Consider the following 23,199-nt stretch of genomic DNA (forward strand, 5'->3'; position numbering starts at 1 on the left):
GAAGTTTACTGAAAGCGCAGAAGGATGCGCATTGTAGTTTAACGACTTAGAAAGAAGAGGAGGCTATTTTGTGAATTTGAAACCGACGATGTTGCAGGAACGAATCGCAACATTAGATATTTTACGTGGAATTAGCTTGCTAGGTATACTAGTCGTCAATATGTATGCCTTTTATTTGCCAATGCCACACATTGATTTAGCGTCATGGTTTACAACACCGTCAGATATTGTTTGGCAACAAAATTTAGATATTTATGTGCAAAGTAGTTTTTATCCTTTATTTTCCTTATTATTTGGTTATGGATTAGCGCTACAATGGCAAAAAGCTCAAAGTCGTGAACAAAACTTTTATGGAACAGGACTCCGAAGGTTAACTGTTTTATTTATGTTCGGTTTGCTGCATGCGCTCCTTATTTGGTGGGGAGATATTTTAATGATGTATGCCTTCTGTGGCGTTTTTCTGCTGTTGCTTTTACGTTTACATCCCATCTGGCTATTACTAACGGGTATTCTTATCAATGGATTTATGCATGTTTTTATGTTGCTTGTAGTAGGTTATATTAACTTTAATACGGAGATTGAAACGTACTTAGATATTACTGGGGTGGAAAAGGCAATTACAGCCTATGGCACAGGTAATTGGATGGATGCCTTTTTACAGCGTTTATCTGACTTATCTATTCAAGCGGGAATCGGGATGTGGATTGCGTCATTATTTACGATATTACCGTATATGCTAATAGGTGCAGCTGCCTCCAAAAGGCATTTAGTCGAACGTGCAAAAGAGCTGAAATGGCTGTGGCTAGCAATTACGATTGCTGGGCTAGCACTTGGTATTTTCTTAAAAAGTGTACCCATCCTATTTACACGTACGTATTTACTTGATTATATAAAGGTCTATATCGGTGGGCCGATTTTATCAGTTGGCTATATTGGCCTTGTTGTTTTACTTTGTCTGATGCCAATCATACCAAAAATACTTAGTCCTTTTGCAAAAATTGGACGCATGTCGTTAACGATGTACATACTGCAATCCATGATTGGGACATTTATATTTTATCAATTTGGATTAGGTTGGTATGGGAAAGTAAGTGTTGCTACAGGTGTATTAATTGCTATCGGTATTATTGTCGTGCAAATGATTTTAGCGGAAATTTGGCTTACAAAATGGAAGCAAGGTCCATTAGAAGCGATATGGCGTAAGTTAACATATAAGGCGAAAACCGAGTCAAGCTGAAATTTGTGCGTAACATGCTTAATTAATAGAGAATTAGCAACATTAAAAATTGTTATCGTAAAAGTAAGGTAATTTATATCATATTGTTGTATCATGTAGAAAAAAGAAGGAGCTCTTAAAATCATGAAAATTTTATCATTTAAATTAGGTGGACATGTAAGCTTTGGACCAAAAGTAAAAAAAGAAGAAGCGGTATGGGATGTACTCGCTATTCAAAACGAATTACAAGTTCTCCCTTCTTTTTCAAGTTCAATTGTTGATGGCATTGCATTAGGCTTCGATTTTGTTGAACAAATTCGTAAATTAGTAGAAGCAGCGGAAAAATCAGACCGTGCGAATAGCTTCAAACGTGAGTTTACAGTGATTGAGTGGTTATCACCAATTCCACGCACACCAAAAAATATTATGTGTATCGGCAAAAACTATGATGAGCATGCAAAAGAAATGGGTGCAGAAGCAGCACCAATCGATTTAATGGTATTTACAAAATCGCCAACTGCTATTGCGGCTGATGGTCAAACACTATCAATCCATGCAGATCTTTCTTCAAAAATGGATTATGAAGGGGAACTGGCAGTAGTTATTGGTAAACGTGGGAAAAACATTCCGAAAAACTTAGCCTTTGACTATGTATTTGGCTACACAATTGCGAATGATATTACAGCACGTGACCTTCAAGATAAACATAAACAATTTTTCTTAGGTAAAAGCCTAGAAGGCACGTGCCCATTAGGACCATACCTTGTAACAAAAGATGAAATTCCAAATCCGCAAGAGTTAACAGTTGTTACAAAAGTAAATGATGAAGTACGTCAAAATGGTACAACGAAAGATATGATGTTTACTGTCGAATCGCTCGTATCGATTTTATCGCAACATGTAACGTTAGAGCCAGGTGATGTGATTTTAACGGGTACACCAGCAGGCGTCGGTAAAGGCATGAATCCACCGCAATATTTAAAAGCGGGAGATACTGTGAAAGTATCCATCCAAGGTATAGGTACGTTAGTTAATCATTTTGAATAATATAGCTAGTCCGCGTGAGTGCAAACTCCGCGGATTTTTTAATTTGTTTCAGTGGAGCTCATCTCTTTTCTAAGGTGGACGAATAGCAAATAACTAACAGTAAGCTCCCTTAAATCAGGCGTTGGTAGCTGTCATAGATTTTTTTATTAAGCAAGTTCGAAAGTCTGGAATCCAAGACGTTTAGACGTAAATTCATTCAATTTTGTGAACACAACTTGTAATATTTGAAACCATTACCACTGCGTGATAGGATAGAGTTTGATAGAAAAAAAATGAGGTGGGACAAAAATGGATTTTTTAACTAACCAAACACATTTGCACATTACAACTTGGGTAGTTGGCATCGTAATCTTTTTAATTGCAGCACTTAGTGGTAAGCAGTCCAAAGGCTTACATATGTTATTACGTTTATTCTACATTTTAATTATTATTACTGGCGGGGCATTATTTATTGAAGCGATGAAATTCGGTCAAGGAATGCTTTATGGCTTTAAATTTTTAGGCGGTATTTTCGTTATTGGCATGATGGAAATGGTATTAGTTCGTCAAAAGAAAAACAAGCCAACAACAATGTTCTGGATTTTATTTGCAGTATTTTTACTGATTACAATGTTCTTAGGATTCAAGCTACCAATGGGATTCAATTTCCTTGCATAATGTTTAATAAAAGCTGTGAAGTTGTTGCTTCACGGCTCTTTTATTTTCTTGAAGTGCCAGACACCAGAACAATTCTGAAATTTCAGTATTTCTGGGTTAACTTAATTTGACACCTTTTTGTCGTAATTCATTTTGCATTTCGGTAAAATATTTTGAAATGATAGCAACGTTACTGTTTTATTTGGTAAAATGACGTTGGATTGGTTTGAAAGAGAGGGAATAGAAGTGAAATTTAAGAAGTGGATAAGCGCGACAGCTGCATCGCTTTTACTGGCAACTTCATTAATAGGCGCAACACCGGCACACGCGGATGAAGTACAAAAAAGAACGATTGCTGAAGAAAGCATTTTTGATTTACTCGTTGACCGTTTCTTTAATGGCTCAGGCACTAACGATTATGATACAAATACGCAAGACCCAACGAAATTTGCAGGTGGCGACTTCACCGGTCTACTAGATAAACTAAAATTTATTGGCGAAATGGGCTATACCATCGTATCCATTGGGACAATTTTTGACACAGAAGTATACGATGGTTCTATGCCAACGAGCTATAGTACAATCGAAGAACATTTTGGAACAGCAGAAGAATTCCAAAGTGTGGTGAAGGCCTATAAAGAAAAAAATATGTCAATGATGGTGGACTTTCCTTTAAATAATGTAAGTCCTAATCATGAGTGGGCAAAAGACGCAGCAAAGCAAAACTGGATTGCCTCAACAAATAATGGGCACATTCAATGGGATTTAACAAATAAAGATGTTCAAGCTGCTTTAATCGAATCAGCTACAGAATTTGTTTCTACATATGATGTGGGTGGCTTACGTTTAACGAATATTGCGGATGCTGACACAGCCTTTCTGAATGACATGATTGAGGCGTTAAAAAATACCAACAAATCATTATATGTGATTTCGAATGAAGAAAGTGATGCGAATTTTGATGCATCCTTCTCACCAGCTACAGCAGAGATTTACCGTAATATTTTCAAAAATGTAGATCAGGACTCTTCAAAGCTAATGGAGCCCTTTGCTGGTGAAAAACCAACGCAAATTATGATTGATTCATTACAAACACATCGCTTTACATTTGATTCTGCTTCTGAAAATATGTTCCCCCCAACACGATTGAAAATGGCGATGGGTGCGTTATTTATGCTGCCTGGTATTCCAGTTGTTCAGTATGGTTCCGAAATTGCTATGAATGGGGAAGACAAACCTGACACGCATCAATTATACAATTTCAAAACAGATGAAGAGTTAATTGACTATATTAAAAACGTACAGTCATTACGTAACCAATCAGCGACATTACGAAAAGGTGATTTCGAAGTTATTACAAATGACAATGGTTTACTTGTGTTTACGAGAAAATCCGATGAAGAGCAATGGATTATTATGGTGAACAATACAGGAAAAACACAACGTGTCGATTTAACACCAGATCAAATTGGTGAGGGTAAAATGCTAAACGGTATTTTACAAGAAGAAAAGGTGCGAATTAATGAAAAAAATGTTTATCCAGTAATACTAGACCGTGAAATCGTAGAAATTTATCAAGTGAAGGACGATGAGGGGCTAAATGTTCCTTACATGGTTGCGCTTGGTTTGGTCTATGTTGTATTTATTGGCTTCGTTATTATTATTATTAAACGAGGAAAAAAACGTCGTCAACAGCAAGACGCTGCAAGTAAAAATAGCTAATTGAAAAAGTGTTAGATTGACTGCAATCAATCTAACACTTTTTTTGCTGTGAACGTGATGGCAATTTGTCTAGGTTTCCTGGCGATTCGTAGACTTCTACCAGCTTCTCACTAAGCTTGATAACTTTTATTCGTAAAGAAAATTGCAATTGTACCAGGCCCAACATGGGAGCCGATAACAGAGCCAATCATTGTCATTTGGACTGCTTTTGGTGCAAATCTTTCTTGTATGGATGCTTTTACTTCGTTAGCAAAGGCCAAGTCATCACTATGGCTAATTCCGACAATTTTATCAGCAAAATTGCCACCACGTTCTTGCATTAAATCCAACATACGCGCAATGGCTTTTTTACGACCACGTGATTTTTCAATTGGTACGAGTTTACCGTCCTCTACGTTCAAAATAGGCTTTATGCTAAGGAGTCCGCCAAGGAAGGCACTCGCTTTCGAAACACGACCTCCTTTTGCAAGGTAATCTAAATCTTCCACTGTAAACAGATGCTCCATCTGTGAAGCGAGTAATTGTATTTTTGTTTCGATTTCATCAAGCGAAGTACCTGCTTTTCGAAGTTGCACGGCTTCATCAACGACTAAGCCATAGCCTAATGAGGCACATTTTGAATCGACTATTGCGAGCTTTAATGTTGGATATTGTTCAAGAACTTGGTTGCGAATCATTACAGCTGTACTATACGTACCTGATAATTCAGATGAAAAGGCGATGTAGATACCTTGTTCACCGCTTTTTGCTAGGTTTTCGAACTGTTGCAGAAAGAGCTCTGGTGAAACTTGCGATGTTTTTGGATGAGCCCCTTGGCGAATAGCATCATAAACTTCCTTCGAATCAATCGACAAGACATCATCATATTCATGGTTATTTACTTGTACACGTAGCGGAAGTAGAATGACATCATTCTCTTCATAGTATGACTTTGGTAAATCACATCCACTATCAGTAAAAATCTTCATCATCTTGACCTCCTAAAAAAACTGTATTTACTAGAAATGCTAGCATTGTCTATTGCGTCCTGATTTAAAATGATCGTATTCGCTTCGCTTTTTAAAATCTAGTAGCTTGCCAAAAGCTATAACTTTATTCACTAGACGTATAAGCATTCAAGTGTACAAATAAAAATCAAATTTTACAAGCATTAGAGATGAAAAGCTTTTACAGAATAAAGTTTTAATAACTGGAAATGATGCATTAACTATGATAATTTTAAGCGTTCAATAAGTATTTTAGCAATGCCATCTTCATTATTTGATGTTGTAATTTCGTTGGCAATGTTTTTTAAGCTAGGGATTCCATTGCCCATAGCGACTCCAATACCCGCATAATCAATCATTTCTAAATCATTGTCTTCATCGCCAAAAGCGATAATACGTTCACGTGGAATACCTAAATCTTTCGCTACATGTGAAATACCCACCGCTTTATTTAAACCTCGGCGAACAATTTCAATAATGTGAAGTGGAGCACCCCAACGACGATGTTCAATCACTTCTGCATGGACAGCTTGTAAATGGTCGCGAATAATCATAGAATTTACTTCGTTTGCTTGAATTAATAGACTCGTTGGATTGACTAATAGTTTTGTCGAAATATCACCCAACGTAATTTTGGGATTGCCCATGTTAAAAATATTTAAAATCCGATCATCCTCCGTGTGCACATAGATGTCATCTTTCACTTCAGCTATAATATTTTCATATTCATAGTGATTGACTGAATCAACTACCTCTCGTACAACACTTAAATCAATCGGTGTATGCATGGTTTGCCAAGCAGCATTTTTAGGATGGTGGACATAGGCTCCATTAAAATTAACAATCGGTGTTGTTAAACCAAGCTCATGATAGTAGATATCACTTGCGCGATATGGACGACCTGTGGCAATCATAACTTGATGCCCTTGTTCCTTAGCCTGCAATAATGTTTTTTTAGTTTTTGAAGAAATTTGTTGTTGGTCCGTTAATAACGTACCGTCTAAATCTAAAACGATTAAATGCTGTTTCATAGCTTGTTGCCCCTTTCCTTATGTTTGAATAGTATCGCTTTGTTATCCGTTCGTCAAAATTTTGTCACATTGAAAAAAGTTTGCTAACATAAAAAGGTCAGACAAAAGTTGGGAGTGACAAGAATGTTTGTAAAGACTGAAATATGGGGACAGATTCCTTTGTTACATATATATACAGACAAGATGAATGAAAAAACCCCGGTAGTAATTTTCTTACACGGCTTTATGAGTGCAAAAGAACATAACTTACATTATGCTTACCAGTTGGTAAATAAAGGGGTGCGTGTCCTATTACCAGATGCAAAATTCCATGGTGCGCGTAGTGAAGGATTAACAGAGACTCAGATGAATTTACATTTTTGGGACATTGTCTTAAATTCTATTCATGAAGTAGAGCAATTATATAAAGATTTAAAGAATAAGCAACTTGTAGCTGGCGATAAAATTGGTGTAGCTGGTACTTCAATGGGAGCCATCGTTACATCTGGCTGTTTAAAGCTTTATGATTGGATACAAACTGCGGCAATATGTATGGGTGGTCCAGCTTTTATCAAATTAGGAGCCTATCAATTACAGCAATTGGCTAAAAGTGGTGTAAAGTGGCCGATGTCAGAACAAGAAGTACAAAAAACAAACGCACTTCTCGCAACGTATGATATTAGTTTAACGCCGGAACAATTCGCTGGACGACCTGTGTTCTTTTGGCATGGTGAGCAAGATAAAACTGTACCATTTCAAGATACGTATGATTTTTATTGTACATTACGTGCATACTATGAAGAAAATCCGAGCAATTTAAAATTTATTGCAGATAAACACGCTGGTCATGCCGTGACACGTGATGGTATGCTAGCAGCAACGGAATGGCTTGCACAGCATTTGGCATAATAAGAAGCATCTGCTATGATTAAGTTAACACTATGTTGGAAGGAGAAATACAAATGGATCAAGATATGAAAGACAGCATGCTAAGTGCATTAGAAAATGTAATTGACCCTGAGCTTGGTATTGATATCGTCAACTTAGGTTTAGTATATGATGTAGAGTTAGATGACGAAGGTTTAGCGACCGTTACAATGACACTGACTTCTATGGGTTGCCCAATGGGACCAGTAATTGTTGATCAAGTGAATACAGCTTTAAGTGAACTACCAGAGGTGAAAAGTACAAATGTTAATATTGTATGGAATCCACCTTGGTCAAAAGATAAGATGTCTCGCTATGCAAAAATGGCGTTAGGCGTTCGTTAGGAAATTCGCTGCTTCTAGTGAATAAAAAATCCCTGCTTGCACATAACTGTAAGCGGGGATTTTTATTTAGCTTCTTTCATTATCTAACGGGTGGAATGACGGATATACACTGGTATTCAGAAGGGATTAAAAATGCTAATGTTAGTTCAAGCTCCTGGGTGAATATTCAAGGGATAAATCAAGACGCAATTAAAAGGCTAAATGATAAATCAATCAATACGACAAATTTGCAGAGGGCAATTTTCACAAGCAATTTCATCTTTTAAATATTGCAAATCTATAATCGTAATATAGCCTTTTTCAAAGGATAGAATATGATGCTTTTTTAAATCATTCAACATACGGTTAATCATTTCTCTACTTGTTGCACACAAATTCGCAATCTCAGAGTTTGTTAATGGAAAATCAATAAAAATTGACCCATCTTCCAATGGCTTACCGTACGTATTTGTCAGGCGAATAAGCGTTGAAAATAAAGCCCCTTTTTTACCATTTAACACTAAATCGCGTAGACGACTTTGATATTTTAAATTTTCTGTTTGCAACCACTTCATATACTCTACCATTAATTGCGGTTGCTCAACTAATAGGTGCTCTAATGATTTACGACTTAAAACATATAACGTGGAAGATTCTAAAACTTTTGCCGTCATCGAAAAATACGTGAGGTTACAAAATAATGAACCCTCGCCAATTATACTATCAGGACCGCAAATTCGAACGGTTAATTCTTTTCCACTCTCGGTTTCCTGACTAATCGAAATAGCGCCTGTTTTAATATAATATATTTCTTTAGCACGTTCTCCTTCTAAGAAAATTTTACTATCCTTATTCACTTTGATGAAAACGCCGTTATTTTGAAAAAGCGCCTTTATTTTTTCTTGTGTACTATCCTTTAGTACCATATATCAAACACATCTCTTTCTTTTTGTAATAAAAATTACCTGTATTACAAAAGGATGATGATAATCATTTCGATATATTAAAACAACGAAACATACCACTATTATAACGTAATTTCCCATTATCCAGTGTAAAATTTTTGAGCTTTTTTTTTGCTTGGCTTTGTCGAATGTTGTAAAATAAAGTTAGTCAAAGAAGGTCAAACTTTAAAAACAAAGTTAGGGTAAAGATATGAAAAGTGAAGAGGAGTGCTATTATGCAATTTCAACAAACAGATGATAAAAAACCATTAGAGCAATTTGGTCGTAACTTAGTCGAAGAAGTAAAAAACGGCAAAATGGATCCCGTCATTGGGCGTGATGAAGAAATTCGTAATGTTATTCGAATTTTAACGCGTAAAACGAAAAATAACCCTGTGTTAATTGGTGACCCTGGGGTTGGTAAAACAGCCATTGTAGAAGGCTTGGCACAACGTATTGTTAAAGGAGATGTGCCAGAAGGCTTAAAAGAGTGCGTGCTTTATGAGCTGGATATGAGTGCATTAATAGCAGGTGCAAGTTATCGTGGGCAATTTGAAGAACGATTAAAAGGTGTACTAAAAGAAGTGAAAGAATCTGAAGGGCGCATTATTTTATTTATTGATGAAATTCATACAATTGTTGGTGCTGGTAAAACTGATGGCGCAATGGATGCAGGAAATATGTTAAAGCCTATGCTTGCACGAGGTGAACTTCATTGCATAGGAGCGACTACATTAGACGAATATCGTATGTATATTGAAAAAGATCCTGCTTTAGAACGTCGCTTCCAACAAGTGCTTGTACGTGAACCATCTATTGAAGATACCGTTTCGATTTTACGTGGTTTAAAGGAACGTTTTGAACTACATCATGCAGTGCGCATTCATGACCGAGCAATTGTAGCAGCTGCAGAGCTTTCAAATCGCTATATTACTGAGCGTTTTTTACCGGATAAAGCGATTGATTTAATCGATGAGGCATGTGCAATGATTCGAACAGAAATTGATTCGATGCCACAAGAGCTAGATGCGGTCACTCGTCGTATTATGCAGTTAGAAATTGAAGAGCAAGCATTGCGTAAGGAAAAGGATGAAGCGAGTAAAAAACGTCTTGAGCAATTACAAGAAGAGTTAACAAAACTAAAAAGTTCGTCAGAAGGTATGCGTCAACAATGGGAAGCAGAGAAAAAAACACTGCAAGGTATCCAGAAAAAACGTGAGTCACTAGATAAGTACCGTCGTGATTTAGACGAAGCGGAAAGTAAATATGATTTAAATAAAGCAGCTGAATTACGACATGGGAAAATCCCTGCACTTGAAAAAGAAATTCAAGAGATGGAAAAGCAATTAGAAAACGGTAGTGACACACGTATTTTACGTGAAGAAGTAACATCCGAAGAGATTGCTTCTATTGTATCTCGTTGGACAGGTATCCCTGTTACAAAGCTAGTTGAAGGGGAACGTGAGAAATTATTGCGTTTAAAAGATACGTTACATGAACGAGTGGTGGGGCAAGATAATGCTGTTCAGCTTGTTACAGAAGCAGTTTGGCGTGCAAGAGCAGGCATTAAAGATCCACATCGCCCAATTGGTAGCTTCTTATTCCTAGGGCCAACGGGTGTTGGTAAAACAGAGCTAGCTAAAGCACTTGCGGCACAGCTATTTGATTCGGAGGAGCATTTTATTCGTATTGATATGAGTGAATATATGGAGAAACATAGTGTATCACGTCTCGTAGGTGCACCTCCAGGCTATATCGGCTATGAAGAAGGTGGTCAATTAACAGAAGCTGTTCGCCGTAATCCATATTCTGTCGTTTTACTCGATGAAATTGAAAAGGCTCATCCTGATGTGGCGAACATTTTATTGCAAATTCTAGATGATGGTCGCATTACGGATAGTCAAGGGCGAATGGTTAACTTTACAAATACCGTTGTTATTTTAACATCTAATATCGGCTCTAGCTATTTAATGGAGGCACAAAAAGATGATGCAGCAGTAGAAGATTTAGTGATGGCAGCATTACGTCAACACTTTAAACCAGAGTTATTAAACCGAATGGATGATATTATTCTGTTCCATGCGTTATCAGAAGAACATTTTACAGCGATTGCTTGGAAATATGTTGAGCAGCTTGTAAAACGTGTAGCCGAACAGGAAATTACGTTAGATGTCGCACAAGACGTCATAGATTGGGTTGTCGAGCAAGGTGCAGATCCACAGTTTGGGGCACGTCCATTAAAACGATTTGTGCAACGTTATATTGAAACAGCGGTTGCCAAGGAGCTATTACGTGGTGAAGTATTGCCAGGAGAAACTTTGCATATTAACATGCGTGATGGTCAGTGTGTAGTGGAAAAATAATAAATAGAAAAAAACCTGTCTCGCACTAGGCGAGACAGGTTTTTTATAAATTTGATTAATGATGGTCTGCAGCTTCTGGAGTTGGCTCGTTTGGAATGATTGCGCCAATAACGAAAATTAGTACAGAGAATACAACTGAAAGAATCGCACCAGTTTGGAAATCAAATGGTACTCCGATTACAGCACTTACTACGTAGTTTAACATGGAAACTAGTAAGAATGACCATATGAACGTTACGATATATTGCATTAATTTCACCTCAACCGAACTATTTTATTACATATACATTATCATATCATAACATAAGTCGAAAAAAAAAGAACCTTTTATCAAAAAGTGATGTATTGCGTCTTGTGATTTATGGCAATTTTGTCACAACAAAGTAGTAGATTGGAGCAAATCAAAGTGTTTGTGGCGATTTGCATGGTTTTAGTGGCGCAACGCAAAGTGTTCGTGGCGAATTTCACGTTTTTAGTGACACCAACGAAAACGTGAATTGAACCATCGAAAGCTATTTGAAGTACATCCATTTGCTATACTAATTTTAAATCACCTTGCACCATTCCTTAATTATGAGTTATAATTATGACCAGTTACTAATAATTGATAGTAAGAAAGCAGAGGGGTTGCTATATGAACGCAGGTATTATAGGTTTAGGCAGATACGTTCCTGAAAAGGTCGTGACGAATTTTGACTTAGAAAAAATTATGGATACGTCGGATGAATGGATTCGAACTCGTACCGGAATTGAAGAACGTCATTTTGCTGCAGATAATCAAGAAACTTCAGATTTAGCAGTAGCTGCTGCTAAAGATGCTATAGCCAAAGCAGGTATTACGCCTGAAGAAATAGGATTAATACTTGTAGCAACTGTAACGCAAGATCAAACATTTCCTAGTGTAGCATGTATGGTTCAAGAGCAAATTGGTGCGGTAAATGCAGCAGCAATGGACCAAGCAGCGGCTTGTGCAGGATTTATATATAGCCTAGTGACAGCAAAACAATTTGTAGAATCAAATGCTTATAAATATGTCTTAGTAGTAGGTGTTGAAAAGCTTTCAAAAGTCATTAATTGGGAAGATCGTAATACGGCCGTTTTATTTGGTGATGGTGCTAGTGCTGCCATTGTTGGCCCAGTATCAGAAGGTAGAGGGATTTTATCATTTGAGCTTGGGGCAGACGGCACAGGCGGCAAACATCTATATTTAACGAAACAGGATACAATTGCGATGAACGGTCGCGAAGTATTTAAGTTTGCCGTACGCCAAATGGGTGAATCAGCAGTAAATGTATTAGATAAAGCAGGTTTAACAAAAGAAGAAGTTGATTTTTTAATTCCGCATCAAGCGAATATTCGAATTATGGAATCGGCACGTGAACGTTTAGCATTACCAGCGGAAAAAATGTCAAAAACGATTCACAAATATGGCAATACATCGGCTGCTTCTATTGGTATTTCTTTAGTAGAAGAGCTTGAAGCAGGTAAGATAAAAGATGATGATCTATTAGTACTTGTCGGTTTTGGCGGTGGCTTAACATGGGGTGCCGTTGCATTAAGATGGGGAAAATAAAAACGATAATTGCTTGAGAGGAGTAAGACAATGAGTAAACGACGAGTAGTAATTACAGGAATTGGCGCAGTAACACCACTAGGTAATAGCATCGAAGAAACATGGGCAAACATTAAAGCTGGTAAATCAGGCGTTGGTGAATTAACACGCTTAAATAAAGACCTATTCGCTGCAAAAATCGCGGCTGAAGTAAAAGACTTTGATATTGAAAAGTATATTGAACGTAAAGAAGCTCGTAAAATGGATCGTTTCACGCACTATGCACTAGCTGCGTCAATTATGGCGATGGAAGATGCACAGCTTACAATCGATGAAGAGTTAGCGCCGCGTGCAGGTGTATGGATTGGCTCTGGTATCGGTGGTATGGAAACATATGAACAGCAATTTCTCACATTCCAAGAGCGTGGCGCACGTCGTGTTAGTCCATTCTTTATACCAATGATGATTCCAGATATGGCTTCAGGTCAAGTGTCTATCCACTTTGGTGCGAAAGGAATCAACTCTTGTTCAGTAACAGCTTGTGCATCAGGTACGAACTCAATCGGTGATGCATTTAAAGTAATTGAGCGTGGAGATGCAGATGTGATGATTTCTGGTGGAGCTGAATCACCAATCGTGACGATGGCAGTTGCAGGCTTCTGTGCAAATACAGCGTTATCTTTAAATACGGATCCTCAAACAGCTTCTCGACCATTTGATAAAAACCGTGATGGCTTTATTATTGGTGAAGGTGCCGGAATTGTTATTTTAGAAGAATATGAACATGCAAAAGCACGTGGCGCAAAAATTTATGCAGAAGTTCTTGGCTATGGTTCAACTGGCGATGCGCATCATATTACTGCACCAGCCCCAGAAGGTGAAGGTGCTGCACGTGCCATGACGCAAGCATTACAAGATGGTGGCGTAGACCCTTCACAAGTAGGCTACATTAATGCACACGGAACAAGTACACCATACAACGATTTATTTGAAACACAAGCTGTAAAAAAGGCATTTGGTGAACATGCTTATAAATTAGCAATGAGTTCTACTAAATCGATGACAGGTCACTTATTAGGTGCTGCTGGTGGTGTTGAAGCTATTTTTACAGCACTAGCATTGAAAGAGGGCATTTTACCTCCAACAATTAACTTAACAGAGCCAGACCCTGAGTGCGATTTAGATTATGTACCAAATGAAGCGCGTAAGGCGAACATTGAATATGCAATGAGTAATTCTCTTGGTTTTGGTGGTCATAACGCAAGTCTATTATTCAAAAAAATAGAGGAATAATGAAAAAACGTCAGCCTAATTTACAAGGCTGACGTCTTTTTTTAAAAGTTAGCGAATAGAAAAGAAAGTAAGAAGAAATAGAAAGGATGCCGTTTATTTGTTTCGTCTTTTTATATTTTTAATGAGCTATGGCTTAATGATACTTTCTATCGGCAATTTAATTTTATATTTGAACTATCGGACACTTGGTTATTCTTGGTCAGTAGTCTTAAAATTCATCATGCATACAACGGAATTTTATATCGCCATTGGAGCTTGCATTGTACTTTGTAGTGTTGTGCTCGATTTTGGTTTCGATAAAACAGCGAATCTTAAAGATAAGGCTTGAACGTCACAGGAATGGCGAAGGCTTCTGCTACTTTTTTGGCCAAGTCTTCACCTTGTACATCATGGCTTTTCGCTAAAGTATCCATACCATCAATAAATGAATCTGTTTCAAGGTCAATCCATTCGCCGAAGTTACACATCCATGTTGTCAGCTCCGATAATAGTGACTCATCTAAAGGAAGTTGCTCTAATTCTAAATTGGCTTGACAATGGCCACACCATAATGGATCTGCACCAAAATCACCTTCTAATAGAAGGATTTTGATTGGTTGATGACAATGTTCACAGAGCATATGTTAATTCCTCTCTTAGCGGTTTGTGCGGCCTAAGCCCATTGCTTGTTCCATGCGCTTTAAAGTTGCGCTTGCAATAGCGTTTGCTTTTTCTGCACCTTCATCCAAAATAATGTCCAGTTCAGATGACTCTACAAGGTTATAAAATCTTTCTTGAATTGGTGTTAGGTGGTCGATTACTGCTGAAGCGACACCTTGTTTGAAGCCTCCATACCCGATGCCTTCATACTTTTTCACCAAATCTTCAATTGCTACACCTGAAATAGCGGATTCAATCGTTAGTAAGTTTGAAACACCTGGTTTATTTTCAACATCAAATGCCACAATACCATCAGAGTCAGTGACAGCAGATTTGATTTTTTTCTCGATATCTTTCGCTGTATCTAAAAGTTTAATCGTAGCTTTTGTATTTGGATCAGATTTGCTCATTTTTTTTGTAGGTTCTTGTAATGATTTAATACGAGCTCCAGCTTTTGGTAACTGGATTTCAGGAATCGTTAACACTTCACCATAACGTTTGTTAAAGCGCTCTGCAAGGTCACGTGTTAGCTCAATATGCTGTTTTTGATCATCCCCTACAGGAACAATATTCGTGTTATATAATAAAATATCAGCCGCCATTAATGGTGGATAAGTTAAAAGAGCTGCTGAAACAGTCTCTTTACCATGTGATTTATCTTTAAACTGTGTCATACGTTCTAGTTCACCAATAGAAGCGACACATTGTAGCATCCATCCTGCTTGTGCATGAGCCGGTACTTCAGATTGAATGAATAGCGTTGACTTTTGAGGGTCAATTCCAGTCGCAATATAAGTAGCAGCTAAATTACGGATGTTTTGACGTAACTCTTTTGGATCTTGCGCAACAGTAATGGCATGTTGGTCAACGATACAGTAAATAGCATTCCCTTCATGCTGTAGTGCTGGGAATTGCTTGAATGCACCAAGATAATTGCCTAATGTTACAATACCTGTTGGCTGTACGCCTGAAAAAATAGTTGTCATAATAAGTTCCTCCTCGGGGTTCGAAAAAATAAAAAACATCATGCGTCCTCATTAGAATAAACTAATGAAGGGACGAATGATGTTCGAATCCGCGGTACCACCCTGCTTGCCTTAGAAGGCCACTTTGCTTCGTAACGTGAAGGGACGAGCTTTGCTAATGGGATCAAGTGAAGACTTGAACGTTCACAAAGCTAACTCGGAAGTCCATTCCAAATGCATACATGGTCTGTTTCCAGCAACCACAGACTCTCTATACATGTATATTGCAAATGTACTACTCTTCGTCAGCGTTTTTAACTACACTATTTAATGTGTAGAGAGTGTCTTTTTGAAGACAACAATCAAAATACTGTTGACCATCAAGACTGGCGCAAATGCGCTTCTCTTGTTGCACAAAATTATAGTATAAAGACTTAGTTAAATGCAAGCCTGTAAATTCAGTCTTATGACTGAATTTTTTTGTGTTGTAAAAAAAGGAAACCAATTTTATCTAAAATACGTCCTTAATTGTACACGTCTACATGACATTATTCTCGTTTGTGTTTTTTAATTGAGAACAACTAGTTTCGAGAAATTCATGTTTAAAATGACTTGTTACTGGGAATATTATTATTAGTTCATTGGACATGCAAAGAAAGTGAATACTTTATTGAATACATTAAGGTAGTATTAATAGACAGAATATTTTGTAACAAAGTCATATATCCTTTATTCTTTTTTTCCTTGGAACTATATTCAAATACAGCAGAGTGCTGTATAATGGAACTGTAGATTTACATTACATTAATTCTAATTTAAGAAATTGGTTTATAGATAACGAATACAAATAGAAAGGATGTGTCAGTATGATAGTTACTTTATTTACATCACCAAGTTGTACGTCTTGTCGTAAAGCAAAAGCATGGTTAGAGGAGCATGAAATTCCTTATACAGAACGTAATATTTTTTCTGAACCGTTAAGCATTAGTGAAATTAAAGAGATTTTACGAATGACGGAGGATGGAACAGACGAAATTATTTCTACCCGTTCTAAGATATTCCAAAAATTGAATGTAGATGTTGAAAGCTTACCTTTACAACGCTTATATGAATTAATTCAAGAATATCCTGGATTATTACGCCGACCAATAATTTTAGATGAGAAAAGACTTCAAGTAGGCTATAACGAAGATGAAATTCGACGATTTTTACCGCGTAAGGTTAGAGCTTATCAATTACAAGAAGCACAGCGTATGGTGAACTAAAACCCACTTAGACTGCATAGAATGATGTAGTAGGTGTTACAAATGCAAATGCATGTTGTGACATCTATTTTTTATGCTTTACTTATGTAAAAACCTGCATTCAAAACTAATATTTAATAGGTAAAAGTCATATATTTCCGTAAAAGTATGTTAAACTTGATTTAATACAAATAGTTTACTACAATTTCAATTATTCAAATATCTTCTTTGAAACGGTGTATATCCTTTTCATTTTATGAAAGAACAGCATACAATAGAATTAGAGACAACTGTGACCAAAAAATACGATTGCGGTTGCTCGATGATTTTCTGTAGTGTGGTCAAAGGTTGAAAAACAAAGGAGTATGAAGGTTAAAAACAATGAATCAAAGCATACTAATGAAATAATACTGTTTTTCGACAAATGACAGTGAAGGGAGATGAGGTCTAGTGGACATCGAACGTGTAAATGAAAATACACTCAAGCTCTTTATTACGTACAATGATATAGAGGATCGCGGCTATAGTCGTGAAGAAATTTGGTACAACCGAGCAAAGGGTGAACAACTTTTTTGGGATATGATTGATGAAGTGAACACTGAAGATTATTTTGATGTAGAAGGTCCGATTTGGATTCATATCAATGCGTCAGAAGTAGGCTTAGAAATCATTGTCACACGTGCACATATTTTAAAAGACGGTGAAACATTAGATGGTCATTCAAATTTTGATGAACAAAAAAGTATGTTTGCCCCATTTGACGAAGTTGGAGAGGATCTTCTTAGTCAATTAACTCAATTTGGTGACATGGATGAATCAGAGTTATTTATGGATACAGACATTTATGTTTATAAATTTAAAGATATTGATGAGTTAATCCCCGTTGCAAAACGGATGACAGATGACTTAGTGGATTCCTCATTATTCAAATATGAAGGTAGTTACTATCTTGTAGTAGACTTTGCGAATGCAGACGATGATTTAAATCGTCATGATAAAAACGCGATTATTAAAGAGTTTTTAAGCCCTTCTAATTTCACAATTCATCGCCTTGAAGAATATGGCGAAAAAATTATGGAATACGATTGCTTTGAAACTGTACGAAAATATTTTAGTTAACATCTTCATGCTTCTGACTCTCAGGAGCTTTCAGACTGTAGATATACTCAAAATTGAGTAGACTACAGTCTTTTTTTACGTTTTGAGATAAATGAGGGAAAGAAAAATCAATTTTCAAAGAAAAGCACATCATTAGTTGGCGTATAGAAAAACCTTTACTACAATGAGGCAAAAAGGAGAAGGATAACATGCTTATTGCCTATACAGACAAACAGCAGTTAATTATTTCCTATCAACATTCGAGACAAGCTTTACGACAATTTCGTCAGCAATTACAATTTTTTTGTCCACAATGTCAACAGCCTGTACAATTAAAAATTGGTAAGCAGATTATTCCGCACTTTGCACATATTACTAATGATTGTCATCATCAATTTGCGGAAGGGGAATCCAAGCTCCATTTACAAGGGAAAATTCAATTATTTGAATGGTTGCAGTCACTTGGGCATACAGTAGAGCTGGAGCCATTTTTAAGAAAGCTATCACAAAGGCCCGATTTACTACTGCAAGGTGAACATCATCGGATTGCCATTGAATATCAATGTAGTTCGATAACAAAAGAAAACTGGCAACGGCGTACAGAAGGATATGAAAAGCATAACATTCAAGCATTATGGCTTTTTCAAACACCACAGAAAAAATATACTACAAATGCTATTCAAAAAATTAGAATTTCCCCTATCCATCAAAATGCAATTACTTATTCATCCAACAATATGCCGTATTTAGTTACATATGATGCGAGAGCAGCAAAATTTAATTATTGGACGAATCTACTTTATGTTCACGGGCAAACTTTTATAGCGAAAGTACTCTCTATTCCACTCAACAATCAGCAATTCCCATTTTATGAGCCAAAGCCGATTACACATGAATCATTTACTATATACAAGGAGATGTATATAAAATGGGGTCAACAGTATGTAATGCAAAAATTATTCCGAAGTCGAAAGGGAGTTCAAGATCGTTTTCTACGTAGTTGCTATGAGCAAAATTTTCCTCTGAATGCACTGCCACATTACATTGGTATACCTGTTAAAAATTCACAGGCTATTCCGATGTTCTCAATTGAATGGCAAGTGATTTTATTAGATTTTTGCAGGAAACGACAGTTGCTACCGTATGAGTTAAGAAAAGAAGATATTCGACTGTTTCTAAAGCTTCTCAATGTAGAGCCAACAGAATTGGGCGTGCAAGCTGTTGAAAACTATGGAAACTTGTTAGGTCATAGATTTTCTGGAAAAGATTACGCTAGTGCGATATGGAAGCGAGTATATACCAATTTGTACAATCAACCATCTGTTTAAATCCCTTTATGGAAGTAAGGAGCTCATGTATCGCTATGGATAATCAAACTGGGATTTTGATGAGTTGAGCTACAGGGTATTATTTGCAATTGTCGCAATATATTGAGAAAATATGAGAGTACAGGAAAGTCATATATAAAGGGGGCTGGCTCATGGCTAGTAACAATAATCGAGTTTTAATGAGAAATGAAATACCGGTAGAGTTAACTTGGCGATTGGAAGATATTTTTGCAACGGATACACTATGGGAAGAGGAATTTAAGAAAGTCGCAGAACTTTCGAAAGAGGCATCTAGCTATGCGGGTACTTTAAAAAATGGTGCAGATGCCTTATTAGCTGTACTAACTTATTACGATAAAATTTATCAACGTACAATGAAACTCTATACGTATGCGCATATGCGATATGATCAAGATACAACGAATAGTTTTTATCAAGATATGAATAGTCGAATTCAAACGTTAGCGACAAATATTTCAGCAGCACTTTCATTTTTAACACCTGAAATTTTATCACTAAGCGAAGAAACAATTGAATCCTATTTAGCTGATAATCAGGATTTGCAATTATATAAGCAATCATTAAAAGAAATTTCAATGACCCGTCCACATGTTTTACCAGCAGAACAAGAAGCGTTACTTGCACAAATGGCAGAAGTGACAGGTACTGCTTCGAATACATTTAGTATGTTAAATAATGCGGACCTAGTTTTCCCTACAGTTAAAAATGAGGATGGGGAAGAAGTCCAACTGACACATGGTAATTACATTAAGTTTTTAGAAAGTAAAAATCGATCCGTACGTGAAGCAGCATTTAAAGCGATGTATGAAACGTATGGTCATTTTAAAAACACATTTGCTGCTACATTGACAGGTAATGTAAAAAAACACAATGTGAGTGCACGTGTGCGTCATTATGAATCGGCGCGTCATGCGGCATTGTCCAATAACTTTATCCCAGAAAGTGTCTACGATCAGTTAGTAGAGACTATTCACAAGCATCTACCAACTATGCAACGTTACATTGCATTACGTAAAAAGTTATTAGGTGTGGATGAGTTGCATATGTGGGATTTATTTACACCTCTTGTTCAAGAAGTAGATATGAAAGTTCCATATGAGGAAGCTAAAGATATTTTAGTGAAAGCGTTAGCTCCACTTGGTAAAGAATATCAAGAAATTGTCCAAAGTGGTTTCGATAATCGTTGGGTTGATGTTAAGGAAAATAAAGGTAAACGTAGCGGCGCGTATTCATCAGGTGCTTACGGTACGAATCCTTATATTTTAATGAACTGGCAAGACAATGTGGATAATTTATTTACATTGGCGCATGAGTTTGGGCATAGTGTCCACAGTTATTATACTCGTAATAACCAACCTTTCGTTTACGGAGATTATTCCATTTTCGTGGCAGAAGTGGCATCTACATGCAATGAGGAACTATTGAATGATTATCTGTTGAAAACAATAGAAGATCCGCAGCAAAAAATATATTTATTAAACCATTGGCTGGACGGTTTCCGTAGCACCGTGTTCCGTCAAACAATGTTTGCAGAATTTGAACATTTAATTCATCAGATGGATAAAAACGGAGAATCGTTAACAGCGGAACGTTTAACGGAAGTGTATTATAATTTGAATAAGCAATATTTCGGTGAGGATATGGTAGTTGATGAGGAAATTGGTTTGGAATGGGCTCGCATTCCACATTTCTATTACAATTACTACGTCTATCAATACGCTACTGGTAAATCCGCAGCTACGGCATTAAGTAAGCAAATATTAGAGGAGGGCGCCCCTGCTGTAGAACGTTATATTAATAACTTCTTGAAAGCTGGATGCTCTGATTTCCCGATTGAAGTGCTTAAGGCTGCAGGTGTTGATATGAATGTAGCAAAACCAATTGATGATGCTTGTAAAGTATTTGAACAACGCTTAAATGAATTGGAAAAATTATTGTTGAATAATTAATAGGTATGGCTGTAGTAACATTACTACAGCCATTTTCTATTTTATGCAGAAATTGGCTTTCAAGAAAAAAGTAAATAATAATGTTTTTCTTTGATTTACAAATGATTAAAAGTTTCCATCTTGAAAAAATACTGTACTGTAATCGCTTTCTATATGACAAATTTGTGAATCTAAAGCAGGATACATTGCTAAATTTATTATTCCATGATAAAGTGAATCTTGTGAAATAAATCACAAAACAAACATACACCCCTTTGTTTGAACGTGAACATTTCTCCCATCCCCTTTGTGAAAAAGAGGCGTCTCTATCTGTCGAGGATAGTGGCGCCTCTTTTATTATAGTTCTTTCCTGCTAATTCTATATATAATCCATGTCTTTTGTAGTTTTTTTCTTAGCGTCTTTTTTAACTAAGGTGGATAGATTGATATTCACTTAATGATAAGACGAAAGATGGAATCTTGTTGCCTTCATATAATGTTTTAGACGCACTGCCTTTGACCTACAATAGGCACTTCCTATAATCAAAGATTATGACGTTATGACATAAAAAAAAGAATAGGACTCAGTTATAGAATGGTTGAGTTCCTATCCTTTTGGAATAAAAGTATAATTGCATTATTTAATACGCCACAGTGTAGCGTGATCTGTTTGAATACGTTCAATCTTTTGTTGTAGCATACGTTTTTTTAATTCACGTTCTGCTGCTTGTTCTGTTAAGGAATAAATAAAGGCTATGTCATTTGTAGAAAGTGTATGGTACTTTAAAAATAATTCTTCAATAGTTGGTAACGGTTGGCGAATTAACTGTTCATTCATCATTTCTTGTAAAATATGTTCATAAACTCCATAGTCATAGCTACCGCTCACTTTAAGCCCTTCATCCTCAATGCACTCATTGAAAAATACAATACTAGGTACTTCATCAACTTCCATTTCTCTTTTTATATAAAGGTCGCATTGGAATGCACGTGCAGCTTCTTTTGAACCGAAATCGACTGTGAATTCATTCATATCTAACTGTACTTCCTCTGCAATTTTTAACAGCGTTGCATAGGAATTAACATCCTGATAATTCAGCAAAACATATTCTTGTAATTTTGACAAATAACGAGCGCCTGAACGTTTACCCTGTAATTCTGCCGCCTTTATGGCAATAGAGGGTAACACAGGGTGATTAATATCCAGTTCAATACCTGATTCGCAGCCTTTCATGCGCTTACTCAAACAATTAAGTGAAGAGAGCTCTGTGCTTAACACAAAGCGCCATGAGAAATAATGATTATACTCTAGTTGGAGTTTACGAATGATGGATTGCATACTAAAAGCTTCAGGACAAAGTGGATCTACGAAAATATACAATTCAATTGGCTTATTGGCAGTAGAAATCGTTGGTGTTGGTTCTTGCAACATTTGAATATTATTCACGTAATAATTCCCCCTCATCGTCATTAGGTGTATTAATCATGTGATGAGCTGTTAATACTAAACGTTGGTAGTAGGTTTCACGGAACTTCCCTTCCAAACCAACCTCATCCATCGCTTCGGCCATACATTCTAGCCAAGCTTGGGCACGATCAGGTGTGATTGGAAAATTCATATGACGCGCTCGCATCATTGGATGTCCATGCTCTTCTGTAAAAAGATTTGGACCCCCTAAATATTGTGTTTGAAATTGAATTTGTTTGCGGGCTGTCTCTGTCAAATCTTTAGGGAAGATTGGCATAAGATCAGGATGCTGTGCAACTCTTTTATAGAACGCATGTATGAGTTCAGAAAGTTTTTCAGCTCCAAGCTCCTCATAAGGAACAGTGTATTTTCGACTCATAAGTAAATGCTCCTTTTATTCTTTATAAGAAGTATATCGTAAAGTACAAATTAATATGTTCATGTACCATTTTATCTAATACTTTGTTGAATTGAAAAATGTGAATATCT

Annotated in this window: 22 protein-coding genes and 1 other annotated feature; of the genes, 14 read left to right on the forward strand and 8 right to left on the reverse strand. The window is 36.6% G+C overall.

Annotated features, from left to right (window positions below):
• Positions 1 to 70: 70 nt before the first annotated feature.
• The 4 genes from MKY08_RS03110 (at position 71) to MKY08_RS03125 (ending at position 4,621) form a co-directional block, all read left to right on the forward strand.
• Entirely contained in the window at positions 71 to 1,237 is a 1,167-nt protein-coding gene (locus MKY08_RS03110) for a DUF418 domain-containing protein (protein WP_069510595.1), read from the forward strand.
• Between the two features lie 123 nt (positions 1,238 to 1,360).
• Positions 1,361 to 2,263: a fumarylacetoacetate hydrolase family protein gene (locus MKY08_RS03115; protein WP_024362513.1), complete on the forward strand. Its 903-nt coding sequence runs from the start codon at positions 1,361 to 1,363 to the stop codon at positions 2,261 to 2,263.
• A 288-nt stretch (positions 2,264 to 2,551) separates the two neighbouring features.
• Positions 2,552 to 2,920: a YisL family protein gene (locus MKY08_RS03120; RefSeq protein WP_024362514.1), complete on the forward strand. Its 369-nt coding sequence runs from the start codon at positions 2,552 to 2,554 to the stop codon at positions 2,918 to 2,920.
• A 225-nt stretch (positions 2,921 to 3,145) separates the two neighbouring features.
• Positions 3,146 to 4,621 (forward strand): alpha-amylase family glycosyl hydrolase, encoded by a 1,476-nt coding sequence (locus MKY08_RS03125; RefSeq protein WP_069510592.1) that lies wholly within the window; start codon positions 3,146 to 3,148, stop codon positions 4,619 to 4,621.
• Positions 4,622 to 4,731: 110 nt separating this feature from the next.
• On the opposite strand, the gene MKY08_RS03130 is transcribed toward MKY08_RS03125, so the two are convergent.
• Together MKY08_RS03130 and MKY08_RS03135 are read right to left on the reverse strand one after the other, a co-directional pair.
• On the reverse strand, positions 4,732 to 5,589 hold the full coding sequence (locus MKY08_RS03130; protein ID WP_069510590.1) for a DegV family protein: 858 nt from the start codon (positions 5,587 to 5,589) through the stop codon (positions 4,732 to 4,734).
• A 239-nt stretch (positions 5,590 to 5,828) separates the two neighbouring features.
• Positions 5,829 to 6,638: a Cof-type HAD-IIB family hydrolase gene (locus MKY08_RS03135; RefSeq protein WP_069510588.1), complete on the reverse strand. Its 810-nt coding sequence runs from the start codon at positions 6,636 to 6,638 to the stop codon at positions 5,829 to 5,831.
• A gap of 123 nt (positions 6,639 to 6,761) precedes the next feature.
• On the opposite strand from MKY08_RS03135, the gene MKY08_RS03140 reads away from it, so the two are divergent.
• Together MKY08_RS03140 and MKY08_RS03145 are read left to right on the forward strand one after the other, a co-directional pair.
• Positions 6,762 to 7,526: an alpha/beta hydrolase gene (locus MKY08_RS03140; RefSeq protein ID WP_069510586.1), complete on the forward strand. Its 765-nt coding sequence runs from the start codon at positions 6,762 to 6,764 to the stop codon at positions 7,524 to 7,526.
• Positions 7,527 to 7,579: 53 nt separating this feature from the next.
• The gene (locus MKY08_RS03145) at positions 7,580 to 7,888 is read left to right on the forward strand and encodes a metal-sulfur cluster assembly factor (RefSeq protein WP_024362519.1); all 309 of its coding nucleotides are present in this window, start codon (positions 7,580 to 7,582) and stop codon (positions 7,886 to 7,888) included.
• Between the two features lie 209 nt (positions 7,889 to 8,097).
• Here MKY08_RS03145 and MKY08_RS03150 read toward each other — a convergent pair whose 3' ends face one another.
• Positions 8,098 to 8,793 carry a Crp/Fnr family transcriptional regulator gene (locus tag MKY08_RS03150; RefSeq protein ID WP_069510583.1) on the reverse strand — a complete coding sequence of 232 codons (696 nt, stop codon included), beginning with the start codon at positions 8,791 to 8,793 and terminating at the stop codon, positions 8,098 to 8,100.
• 254 nt (positions 8,794 to 9,047) lie between these two features.
• Here MKY08_RS03150 and MKY08_RS03155 point away from each other — a divergent pair, with 254 nt between their 5' ends.
• Positions 9,048 to 11,174: an AAA family ATPase gene (locus MKY08_RS03155; protein ID WP_081327903.1), complete on the forward strand. Its 2,127-nt coding sequence runs from the start codon at positions 9,048 to 9,050 to the stop codon at positions 11,172 to 11,174.
• A 55-nt stretch (positions 11,175 to 11,229) separates the two neighbouring features.
• Here MKY08_RS03155 and MKY08_RS03160 read toward each other — a convergent pair whose 3' ends face one another.
• Positions 11,230 to 11,424, reverse strand: a complete 195-nt coding sequence (locus tag MKY08_RS03160; RefSeq protein WP_024362521.1) for a YjzD family protein — start codon at positions 11,422 to 11,424, stop codon at positions 11,230 to 11,232.
• 384 nt (positions 11,425 to 11,808) lie between these two features.
• On the opposite strand from MKY08_RS03160, the gene MKY08_RS03165 reads away from it, so the two are divergent.
• From MKY08_RS03165 to MKY08_RS03175, 3 genes are all read left to right on the forward strand, one after another.
• Entirely contained in the window at positions 11,809 to 12,747 is a 939-nt protein-coding gene (locus MKY08_RS03165; protein ID WP_069510581.1) for a beta-ketoacyl-ACP synthase III, read from the forward strand.
• Positions 12,748 to 12,777: 30 nt separating this feature from the next.
• Entirely contained in the window at positions 12,778 to 14,019 is a 1,242-nt protein-coding gene (gene fabF / locus MKY08_RS03170) for a beta-ketoacyl-ACP synthase II (protein ID WP_069510579.1), read from the forward strand.
• Between the two features lie 97 nt (positions 14,020 to 14,116).
• On the forward strand, positions 14,117 to 14,347 hold the full coding sequence (locus MKY08_RS03175) for a hypothetical protein (protein ID WP_024362524.1): 231 nt from the start codon (positions 14,117 to 14,119) through the stop codon (positions 14,345 to 14,347).
• On the opposite strand, the gene MKY08_RS03180 is transcribed toward MKY08_RS03175, so the two are convergent.
• Positions 14,331 to 14,639 carry a hypothetical protein gene (locus MKY08_RS03180; protein WP_069510577.1) on the reverse strand — a complete coding sequence of 103 codons (309 nt, stop codon included), beginning with the start codon at positions 14,637 to 14,639 and terminating at the stop codon, positions 14,331 to 14,333. The genes MKY08_RS03175 and MKY08_RS03180 overlap by 17 nt on opposite strands.
• A 15-nt stretch (positions 14,640 to 14,654) precedes the next feature.
• Positions 14,655 to 15,644 (reverse strand): tryptophan--tRNA ligase, encoded by a 990-nt coding sequence (trpS, locus tag MKY08_RS03185; protein WP_024362526.1) that lies wholly within the window; start codon positions 15,642 to 15,644, stop codon positions 14,655 to 14,657.
• Between the two features lie 65 nt (positions 15,645 to 15,709).
• Positions 15,710 to 15,941, reverse strand: a binding site (T-box leader).
• 551 nt (positions 15,942 to 16,492) lie between these two features.
• On the opposite strand from trpS, the gene spxA reads away from it, so the two are divergent.
• From spxA to pepF, 4 genes are all read left to right on the forward strand, one after another.
• The gene (gene spxA / locus MKY08_RS03190; protein ID WP_024362527.1) at positions 16,493 to 16,888 is read left to right on the forward strand and encodes a transcriptional regulator SpxA; all 396 of its coding nucleotides are present in this window, start codon (positions 16,493 to 16,495) and stop codon (positions 16,886 to 16,888) included.
• A gap of 429 nt (positions 16,889 to 17,317) precedes the next feature.
• On the forward strand, positions 17,318 to 17,986 hold the full coding sequence (mecA, locus tag MKY08_RS03195; protein ID WP_069510575.1) for an adaptor protein MecA: 669 nt from the start codon (positions 17,318 to 17,320) through the stop codon (positions 17,984 to 17,986).
• 188 nt (positions 17,987 to 18,174) lie between these two features.
• On the forward strand, positions 18,175 to 19,293 hold the full coding sequence (locus MKY08_RS03200; RefSeq protein ID WP_069510573.1) for a competence protein CoiA family protein: 1,119 nt from the start codon (positions 18,175 to 18,177) through the stop codon (positions 19,291 to 19,293).
• Positions 19,294 to 19,445: 152 nt separating this feature from the next.
• Positions 19,446 to 21,263 carry an oligoendopeptidase F gene (pepF, locus tag MKY08_RS03205; protein ID WP_069510571.1) on the forward strand — a complete coding sequence of 606 codons (1,818 nt, stop codon included), beginning with the start codon at positions 19,446 to 19,448 and terminating at the stop codon, positions 21,261 to 21,263.
• Between the two features lie 616 nt (positions 21,264 to 21,879).
• On the opposite strand, the gene MKY08_RS03210 is transcribed toward pepF, so the two are convergent.
• Positions 21,880 to 22,689 (reverse strand): DsbA family protein, encoded by an 810-nt coding sequence (locus tag MKY08_RS03210; RefSeq protein WP_069510569.1) that lies wholly within the window; start codon positions 22,687 to 22,689, stop codon positions 21,880 to 21,882.
• Positions 22,682 to 23,089, reverse strand: a complete 408-nt coding sequence (locus tag MKY08_RS03215; protein ID WP_024362532.1) for a globin — start codon at positions 23,087 to 23,089, stop codon at positions 22,682 to 22,684. The genes MKY08_RS03210 and MKY08_RS03215 overlap by 8 nt, the downstream gene beginning before the upstream one ends.
• Between the last annotated feature and the right edge of the window lie 110 nt (positions 23,090 to 23,199).

Source organism: Lysinibacillus sp. FSL M8-0337 (assembly GCF_038593855.1).
Classification (GTDB): Bacteria; Bacillota; Bacilli; order Bacillales_A; family Planococcaceae; genus Lysinibacillus; species Lysinibacillus sphaericus_D.

Bases quoted from the DNA above. Each gene is read 5' to 3' on its own strand.
- MKY08_RS03115 (WP_024362513.1), top strand. From the start codon at position 1,361: ATGAAAATTTTATCATTTAAATTAGGTGGACATGTAAGCTTTGGACCA.
- MKY08_RS03120 (WP_024362514.1), top strand. From the start codon at position 2,552: ATGGATTTTTTAACTAACCAAACACATTTGCACATTACAACTTGGGTA.
- MKY08_RS03130 (WP_069510590.1), bottom strand. From the start codon at position 5,589: ATGAAGATTTTTACTGATAGTGGATGTGATTTACCAAAGTCATACTAT.
- MKY08_RS03135 (WP_069510588.1), bottom strand. From the start codon at position 6,638: ATGAAACAGCATTTAATCGTTTTAGATTTAGACGGTACGTTATTAACG.
- MKY08_RS03140 (WP_069510586.1), top strand. From the start codon at position 6,762: ATGTTTGTAAAGACTGAAATATGGGGACAGATTCCTTTGTTACATATA.
- MKY08_RS03145 (WP_024362519.1), top strand. From the start codon at position 7,580: ATGGATCAAGATATGAAAGACAGCATGCTAAGTGCATTAGAAAATGTA.
- MKY08_RS03150 (WP_069510583.1), bottom strand. From the start codon at position 8,793: ATGGTACTAAAGGATAGTACACAAGAAAAAATAAAGGCGCTTTTTCAA.
- MKY08_RS03155 (WP_081327903.1), top strand. From the start codon at position 9,048: ATGCAATTTCAACAAACAGATGATAAAAAACCATTAGAGCAATTTGGT.
- MKY08_RS03160 (WP_024362521.1), bottom strand. From the start codon at position 11,424: ATGCAATATATCGTAACGTTCATATGGTCATTCTTACTAGTTTCCATG.
- MKY08_RS03165 (WP_069510581.1), top strand. From the start codon at position 11,809: ATGAACGCAGGTATTATAGGTTTAGGCAGATACGTTCCTGAAAAGGTC.
- fabF (WP_069510579.1), top strand. From the start codon at position 12,778: ATGAGTAAACGACGAGTAGTAATTACAGGAATTGGCGCAGTAACACCA.
- MKY08_RS03180 (WP_069510577.1), bottom strand. From the start codon at position 14,639: ATGCTCTGTGAACATTGTCATCAACCAATCAAAATCCTTCTATTAGAA.
- trpS (WP_024362526.1), bottom strand. From the start codon at position 15,644: ATGACAACTATTTTTTCAGGCGTACAGCCAACAGGTATTGTAACATTA.
- MKY08_RS03200 (WP_069510573.1), top strand. From the start codon at position 18,175: ATGCTTATTGCCTATACAGACAAACAGCAGTTAATTATTTCCTATCAA.
- pepF (WP_069510571.1), top strand. From the start codon at position 19,446: ATGGCTAGTAACAATAATCGAGTTTTAATGAGAAATGAAATACCGGTA.
- MKY08_RS03215 (WP_024362532.1), bottom strand. From the start codon at position 23,089: ATGAGTCGAAAATACACTGTTCCTTATGAGGAGCTTGGAGCTGAAAAA.